The 7,720-nt window shown below is 70.5% G+C and carries 7 protein-coding genes and 1 pseudogene; 5 read left to right on the top strand and 3 right to left on the bottom strand.

Going from position 1 to position 7,720, the window contains the following annotated elements; all coding sequences use genetic code 11:
• Positions 1–1,785: pseudogene (locus AB0M20_RS17620) on the top strand (SARP family transcriptional regulator); the annotation flags it as partial.
• Here AB0M20_RS17620 and AB0M20_RS17615 read toward each other — a convergent pair.
• From AB0M20_RS17615 to AB0M20_RS17605, 3 genes are all read right to left on the bottom strand, one after another.
• A complete protein-coding gene (locus tag AB0M20_RS17615; protein WP_364299281.1) occupies positions 1,778–2,500 on the bottom strand; it encodes a zf-HC2 domain-containing protein in 723 nt (240 codons plus the stop codon). The pseudogene AB0M20_RS17620 and the gene AB0M20_RS17615 overlap by 8 nt on opposite strands.
• Positions 2,497–3,018, bottom strand: coding sequence for a sigma-70 family RNA polymerase sigma factor (locus AB0M20_RS17610; RefSeq protein ID WP_364299279.1), 522 nt, complete (start codon positions 3,016–3,018; stop codon positions 2,497–2,499). Before AB0M20_RS17610 ends, AB0M20_RS17615 begins: the two co-directional genes overlap by 4 nt.
• A 179-nt stretch (positions 3,019–3,197) precedes the next feature.
• Positions 3,198–4,262 carry a neprosin family prolyl endopeptidase gene (locus AB0M20_RS17605; RefSeq protein WP_364299277.1) on the bottom strand — a complete coding sequence of 355 codons (1,065 nt, stop codon included), beginning with the start codon at positions 4,260–4,262 and terminating at the stop codon, positions 3,198–3,200.
• Between the two features lie 347 nt (positions 4,263–4,609).
• Here AB0M20_RS17605 and AB0M20_RS17600 point away from each other — a divergent pair, with 347 nt between their 5' ends.
• The 4 genes from AB0M20_RS17600 to AB0M20_RS17585 all read left to right on the top strand — a co-directional run.
• Positions 4,610–4,966, top strand: a complete 357-nt coding sequence (locus tag AB0M20_RS17600; RefSeq protein ID WP_364299275.1) for a hypothetical protein — start codon at positions 4,610–4,612, stop codon at positions 4,964–4,966.
• A gap of 50 nt (positions 4,967–5,016) precedes the next feature.
• Entirely contained in the window at positions 5,017–6,450 is a 1,434-nt protein-coding gene (locus AB0M20_RS17595) for a serine/threonine-protein kinase (protein ID WP_364299273.1), read from the top strand.
• Positions 6,451–6,869: 419 nt separating this feature from the next.
• Positions 6,870–7,307, top strand: a complete 438-nt coding sequence (locus AB0M20_RS17590) for a cysteine dioxygenase family protein (RefSeq protein WP_364299283.1) — start codon at positions 6,870–6,872, stop codon at positions 7,305–7,307.
• On the top strand, positions 7,304–7,720 hold a 417-nt coding region (locus AB0M20_RS17585; RefSeq protein WP_364299271.1), incomplete at its 3' end, for a rhodanese-like domain-containing protein. The genes AB0M20_RS17590 and AB0M20_RS17585, both read left to right, overlap by 4 nt.

Below are 7,720 nucleotides of genomic sequence, written 5' to 3'. Positions count from 1 at the left end.
GTCGACGGGGTCGCGGACATCGACGGTACGGTCGCCGACCAGCTGCCCGAGTCGCTGCTCGCGGCGGTCAGACGCACCCTGGACGCGCTGTCCGCCGACACCCAGGAGGTGCTGCGGCTGGCCGCGCTGCTGGGCATGGAGTTCGGCGCCTCGGATGTCGTCGCGCTGACCGGGCGCTCCCCGGTGCTGCTGGTCCGGGCCTTCGGCGAGGCGGTCGCCGCGCACGTCGTGGTGGAGTCCGGCCAGTTCCTGACCTTCCGGCACCCGTTCCTGCGGCAGGCACTCTACGACGCGATCCCGGCGCCCTTGCGGGCCACGCTGCGCCGGCACGCCGCGGAGGCGCTGGCCACGGCGGGCGCCCCGGTGACCCGGATCGCCGAGCAGCTCGCCGCCGAGCCGACCGTGATCGACTCGTGGGTGGTCGGCTGGCTCACCGCCAACCTGTCGCGGCTCACCAAACGCGCCGCGCAGATCGCCGGCGACCTGCTGCGCCAAACCTTGGCCACCGACGTGCCGACCCCCGAGCAGCGGGCGTTGCTGCTGGTCGCGGCGGTGAAGCTGCTGTTCCGGCTGGACGAATATCCCGAGGCCGAGGCCCGCGAGGCGATCCTGGTCGCCGCGGACCCGGCCGACCGGGCCGAGATGCGTCAGCTGCTGGCCGCGATGCGGTTCCGCCGCGGCGACTCGCTCGGGGCGATCTCGCTGCTCACCGACGCGGTCGAGGACGAGACGATCCCGCAGATCTGGCGTACCCGGCATCGGATCCTGCTCGCCAACTTCCGGCGCGGCGACCTCAGCGATCTGGACAAGGCCGAGCACACCGCGATCGAGGTGCACGACGCGGCCGGCACGTCCCACGAGGCCGCGTTCGCGCTGCAGACCAGGTGGCTGATCGACTCGATCCGGCGCGACCATCTGGCCGCGCTGGGGCACATCGACCGGGCCGTCGAGACCATCGGCGACGAGGATCCCGCGCTGCTGTTCGACCTGCTCGACAACCGGGTCTTCTCGCTGCAGAACCTGGACCGGCTGGACGAGGCGGGCCGGACCATCCACTCGGCGGCGGACGTGGCCAGGCGGTACGACCTGCCGGCCAGCCTGCAGATCGCGTCGGCCATCCAGTACTACTGGCTGGGCCGCTGGGACGAGGCGCTGGCCGAGATCAGCCTGGTCACCGAGGAGGACCCCGGCGTGACCTTCCACGGCACCCGGGAGCCACCGGCGGTGGCGATGCTGCTGCACGGGGTCGCGGCCCTGATCGCCGGCCGCCGCGGGGAGCGCGACGTCGCGTACGCGCACCTGGACGCGGCCGAGGCGCAGCTGCCCACCACCAGCGCCGAGCGGGAGAGCTGCGACTTCCTGCTGGTGGCGCGGGCGTTGATGCTGGAACAGCAGGGCCGGCCGGCGGAGGCGCTGGCGGTGCTGACGCCGCTCTGGGAGCCGTCGTACGCGCCGATGATGCTGCGCCACCAGTGGCTGCCCGACATCGTGCGGCTGGCCGTCGCGGTGGGCAACGACGAGGTGGTGCGTGCGGCGTCGGAGATCTGCGCCAAGGAGGCCGCCGCGGAGGTGGTGCCGGCCCGGGCGTACGCGGCGCGCGCCCGGATCCGGACGATCCTCAGCGGCGACACGTCACACGCCCGGGCGGCCGCCGAGCACTACCGCGCGGTCGGCCGGATCCCGGAGATGGCCGCCGCATTGGAGGACGCCGGCGATCCCACCGCCGTCGACATCTACCTCTCGCTGGGCGCGACCTGGGACGCGTCCCGGGCGACCGTCAGTTGAGGTGCGCCGTACCCAGCACGTGGCCCTTGCGGTCGGCGACCGAGATCTCGCTGACGTTGCGCAGCTGCATCGAGCTCGCGCCGATCACCTTGGCGTTGCCGCTCGGCGTCGGGCCCCAGACCGCGGCCTGCTCCACCTGGCCGCCGTAGTTGCGCACCTGGCACACGAAGGGGCCCTCGCCCTCCAGCCGGGAGACGTCCAGCGCGACCGACACGCCCCACGTCTTGGGCGTCAGCACCGCCTCGCCGGACAGGCCGCTGCCGGCCGCCGACTCGAACTGCGCGGTGATCAGCTCGGGGCTCGGGAGCACCTGCGGGCGCTGGTCGGACCGGTCCGCGGTCAGCACACCGAAGCCGATCGCCACCGCCACCAGCACCACGGCGGCCGCGGCCAGCCAGCGGATCTGGGCGACGCGCCGGCTGCGGGACTTCTCCGCGCGCATCCGGCGCAGCAGGGTCTCGATCCGCTCGGGGCTGGGCCGGGTGCCGATGGCCAGCGCCGGGCCGGCCACGGCCTCACCGCCGTTCGCACGCACCGTCTCGGGCAGCCGTTTGAGCAGCTCCGGGACCGGTGCCAGCACGTCCAGCTCGCCCCTGCAGTCGTCGCAGTCGCGCAGGTGCGCGTCCAGCCGGTCGGTGTCGGTCTCGTCGAGACCGCCGAGGAGGTAGCCGCCGAGGAGCCGGCGCAGCTCGTCATGCTCGGCCCGCTCGCTCATCGCAGCACCCCCATCTCCTCGAACGCGGTACGCAAGGCTCGGACGGCGTAATAGGCGCGCGACTTGACGGTGCCCTCGGGGACGGCGAGCTTGCGGGCCGCGTCCGCGACGCTCTGCCCCTCGTAGTACATGGCCCGGACGACCGCCTGGTGCTCGGCGGACAGGCGCACGCGCGCCTCGGCGACCAGCCAGCCCTCGACCAGCTGGTCGACGTTGTCGGCGGACGGCACGGCGTTGACGGCGGCGTCGTCCTGGACCAGATGGGGCCGGCGCTGCTCGGCCCGCCACGCGTTGGTGACCACGTTGCGGGCGATGGTGAGCAGGTAGGACCGGGTGCGGCCGGGGTCGGTGTCCAGGTGGTCGATGTGCTTCCAGGCCCGCAGGAGGGTCTCCTGGACGAGGTCCTCCGCCTTGTGACGGTCGCGCACGTAACGCGAGATGAAGCTGAGCAGGACCGCATAGTGCTCCGTGTAGAGCGCGGTCATCAGCTCCTCGTCGGGTTTCACCCGTCTCTTCATCGCCCGTCCTGGTCTGTGCTCGGCAAATCCGTCCGGCCACACTCTTCTACACCGTGCGAGCCGATCCGGTTCGAGCCGATCCGTAAATGGCACTATCCCCACGAGAGGACCACCATATGCAGGGATGCCCGGTCCCCCCTCGCCGGGGACCGGGCATCGTCATTGGGGCGCTTGCCTTGTCAGCGTTTCTGACAGATATCGCTCACCGTGCCGGGGCCGCCATACCTGAATGTGCGGTCGCCGAGGTACTCGTGGGTGTACGTCCCTGGGAGGGCTTCCTGCTTGTCGTCGTCCCAGCCGCTTGCGTCCATCGACAGTGACAGCGGTGGGCCGTTGACGAGGGAGATGGTGCCGAACCGCGCCGCGCCATCGTCCTTCGCCGGCTTGCCCGTTCCCATCTCAGAGCACGGGGTGGGGTTCCTGGACGCTACCTCGCCGAACCACTGTGCCAGGCCGGCCTTCTTGTACTTGTTGCCCCAGAGCCCGTCCGGGAAGTAGCCGATCCACTCCGAGTCGTACGAAATCCACCAAGCGGTACCGGAATGCACAATGCCGAACCGCTTCGACCCGGTCGGAAGGATGTCCCCGGGTTCGACGGTCTTGCTGTACTGCACCCAACCGCACCCGTTGTAGCAGCTCGTCTCGTTGTCAACCCAGTGGTAGACGAAGAAGTGCGGCTCGAGGCTCTTCTTGTTCAGGCCCGGGTCGACCGTCCAACCCACCTCGACCGTCTGCTTCTGGTCCGGGCTTTCGAGCGCGATCTCGCCCAAGGTGTGAGCCTCGTTGAAGTCCAGCTCGGGCTTGCTGATCACGAGGTTCGCATACGAGCCGTCGATCTCCGCGAATTGGAAGGCGCCCGCGTACTGGAACTTCGCCCCACGCAGCTTCGGCGGAGGATTGTCGGCGAGCAGCGGCGTCGCCGGCGGGATGACGTCGTTGGCTTTCCACCTGCTCTGGCGCGCCTTCCGCTTGCTCGGGTGGGAGCCCTTGATGAAGTATCCGGCTTCCGGCTTGGGCGGATCGTTCTTCGTGACGGGCGCGATGTCCGCTCCGGCGGCAGCGAGTTCCTCGCTCGTCGCGCCGGGCTGACCGACCTTTACGGGCGACGGCTTCTCGCCCCATGGCAGCAGCGGGGGCGGAGTAAGCAGACCGGCCTCGACAGGCGCAGGCGTCGCGTCGGCAGCCGACGCCTCCACCGCGGGAGCGTCGGGAATCTCGTCTGCTGCAGCGTTGATGGTCGACATGACACCCAGGGAGCCGGCAACGGCTGCGGCTAAGCCGGCGGCTAACAATCCGCGGCGGGGAATCGACACGTGTCCGTCCTCGTAAATCGGGGGATCGGGGGCTATGGGCGAGGTAGCCCCCGGCACCGGCTCTCGGCGGCGACGCTCACCATATAGCCATCTACATGGAGCGAGCCCTTCCTGAGCTGCAATTCCGCCTTAACGGTTGAGCCTGTGGGCCGATCCGGTGATGGCGCGACCATTGTGGTCGACGGAGAGTGTTCGGATGGTTGCCGAGCGCCTACTTCGGCTACCGTTACGAAAGAGGCTAACTGTCGAGTGACTCTTTCGGGTTTAGCGTGGGACACATGGTCGGCGTGCACGTTCTCGCCATCTCCGCCGAGGGCGGCGAGACACACTCGATCATGGACGATACGCGCCCGCTTTTGCACGGCCATGTACCGATTTGGGCCGACAACCTGGAGCCCAGTACCAATGTCCTGCGGTGCCGTCCCCCGGGGATCCGCGATTGTCCACAGCGGAACCGGCTGCCAATTGCGCACTGTTCCGAACGTGACCCTTCCGGACATGTCCATTACATCGAGTTCGATCACGTCATCAGTGACAAGTACGGCGTCACCATGCACCGCCTGATCAATCGCACTGTCGACCCAGAGGTCGCTTTGCGCGAACCGCTCATCGACGCAGCCCCGATGTGGTGGTGATCAGCATGGAAGGACCCATCCAGGACGGTGGTTCGCTCCGTATCACTCCCATGGACGACCTCGTCAACGACCGCTACCGCCTGCTCGAGCTGATCGGCGCGGGCGGGATGGGTCGTGTCTACCTCGCCGACGACGAGCTGCTGGACCGTCGGGTCGCGGTCAAGGAGGTCACCGGGCCGGGCTCACCCGGGGCGATGCGCGAGGCCCGCGCCGCCGCCCGGCTCGACCATCCGAACGTGGTCCGGGTGTACGACGTCCTGTGGCAGGCCGGGCGCTGCTGGATCGTGATGGAGTACGTCCCCTCCCGCTCGCTGCACCAGGCGGCGCCGGTCAGCCATCGAGAGGCCGCCCGGATCGCGCTCGGCGTCGTCGCCGCCCTGAAGGCGGCCCACCGCGCCGGCGTGCTGCACGGTGACGTCAAGCCGCACAACGTGCTGCTCGCCGAGGACGACCGGGTGATGCTCACCGACTTCGGCCTGGCCACCGTGGACAGCGCCGGCCCGGATCCGACGCTCGGCTCGCCGCACTATCTGGCGCCGGAGCGGATCCGCGGCGAGGCCTCCGGGCCGCCGGCCGACCTGTGGTCGCTGGGCGCGACCCTGCACGCCGCCGTCGAGGGAAGGTCGCCGTTCGCCCGGCCCACCCCGCTGGGTTCGATGCACGCGGTGCTCACCGAGCCGCCCGACGCGCCGGCCAAGCGCGGGCCGCTCACCCCGATCATCGAGCGGTTGCTGGCCAAGGAGCCGGCCGCGCGTCTCACCATCGCCGAGGTCGAGCCGATGCTGCGCCGGGTCGCCGACCGGACGATGGGCATCTTCCCGGTCCCGATCGCGGACGGCCGCCGCCGGCTGGCCCGGAGCACCCAGATCGCGGTGACGGTGTCGACGATGCTGCTGGTCGCCACCACCGGCACGGCGCTCGCCCGCGACGCCGTGAGTGATCCGCCGGCCGTGCAGACCGCACCGACCACCCCCGCGCCGCCGGCGATCTGCGACGACGAGGTGACCGCGGGATCGCTGGTGACGCCGTCGGGGCCGGCCCGGGGATACGTGCCGCCGGGCTGGGTGTGGCACAGCGATCCGCTCGGCTTCGGGCTGGCCGTGCCGCAGGGCTGGACCAGCGAGTCCGACGGCGAGGCGACCTGCTTCCGCGACCCGGGGAGCAGCAGATCGCTACGGGTACGAACGGACGCGCCGATCACCGACCAGCCGCTCATCGAGTGGCGGGCCCAGGAGAGCGCGGTCCTGGCGGCCGGCACGCTGCCCGGCTACCGCCTGATCGGGATGGCGACGCTGGACCTCAAGGCCGGTGGGGCCGACTGGGAGTACTCGTGGCAGCCGACCTCCGGGCCGCGCCGGCACGAGCGGCTCCTGCTGCTGCGGATGTCGGCCGACCGCGCGTACTCCCTGCAGTGGACGACCCCGGACCAGGAGGGATCGACGGATGAGCCGCTGCTCGGCTTGATCCTCTCCAGCCTGACCTGATTGTCCGTCTCATCTGGTGGTCTCGGATTGACCTCGCCGCGCGTATCCCACGATCATGGAGCGCATGCAGCGGCAGAGCCTCGTTCTCACTGCCCGCCTGGCGATTGACCTGGCGCGGTGCGCCAGCGCTCGCTGTCCGCGCTGACCAGCGCTTCTCAGCTCCCACTTCCTTCAGTCGCCGAGATTTCGGCCACTGAACCGCGCGTCTGCGTGCACATGGCCGCTATGTAGCGGTAAACCTATAGAACCGATAGGCAATATATGCAGTCCGAGGAGCTTTTGTGACCGCCATCCTCAGCCCCACCACCGCCCTTGACCGGACTGAAGGCTCTCTCGTCCTCAGCCCCACCACCGCCCATGACGGGACTGAAGGCTCTCTCGTCCTCAGCCCCACCGACGTCCGCCTCGACTTTCTCGCCATCGCCCAGCAGTTCGCCGCCCGGCCCGACCAGTGGCCGGTCGCACCCCGATTCAGCCCTCGCGACCGGTGGTACCACCGGCTGGCGGTCGAGCCCGACCACGAGGTGTGGCTGCTCACCTGGCTGCCCGGACAGGGCACCGAGCTGCACGACCACGGCGGCTCGGCGGGGGCGTTCCTCGTCCACTCCGGCGCCCTCGTCGAGGACACGGTCAGCATCCCGGCCGGGAGCTCGCCGCGGATCGTCGGGCGGGAGCTGGGCGAGGGCGCGGGCCGGCGGTTCGGGACCCACCACATCCACCGGATCGTGAACCGGTCGACGCGGCCGGCGGTCAGCATCCACGCGTACGGGCCGGCGCTGACCACGATGACCAAGTACCGGATCGGGGCGGGCGGCCTCGACGTGGTGACCGTCGAGCAGGCCGGGGTGCAGTGGTGAGCCTTCTTCGTACCGCGCCGGTCTTCACCGGCCCGCCGCCCGGCTCCAGCGGCATCGACGACATCCTCGCGCTGGCCCGTACCGGCCTGCGCCGGCTCTCTCCGCAGGCGACCTTCACCGCGGTGGAACGCGGGGCGATCCTGGTCGACATCCGTCCGGCCGCTCAGCGGGCCGAGCACGGCGAGATCCCCGGCTCGATCATCATCGAGCGCAACGTCCTGGAGTGGCGGCTCGACCCGCGCAGCGACGCCCGGCTGAGCTTCGCCACCCGCTACGACCTCGAGATCATCGTGACCTGCCAGGAGGGCTACACCAGCTCGCTCGCCGCGGCGGCCCTGCAGGACCTGGGCCTGTCCCGGGCGACCGACCTGGATGGCGGCTTCGCCGCATGGCGGGCCGCCGGCCTGCCCACG

It is taken from the genome of Actinoplanes sp. NPDC051633 (genome assembly GCF_040681735.1).
Taxonomy (GTDB): domain Bacteria; phylum Actinomycetota; class Actinomycetes; order Mycobacteriales; family Micromonosporaceae; genus Actinoplanes.
This window is presented reverse-complemented; position numbering and strand designations above follow the sequence as displayed.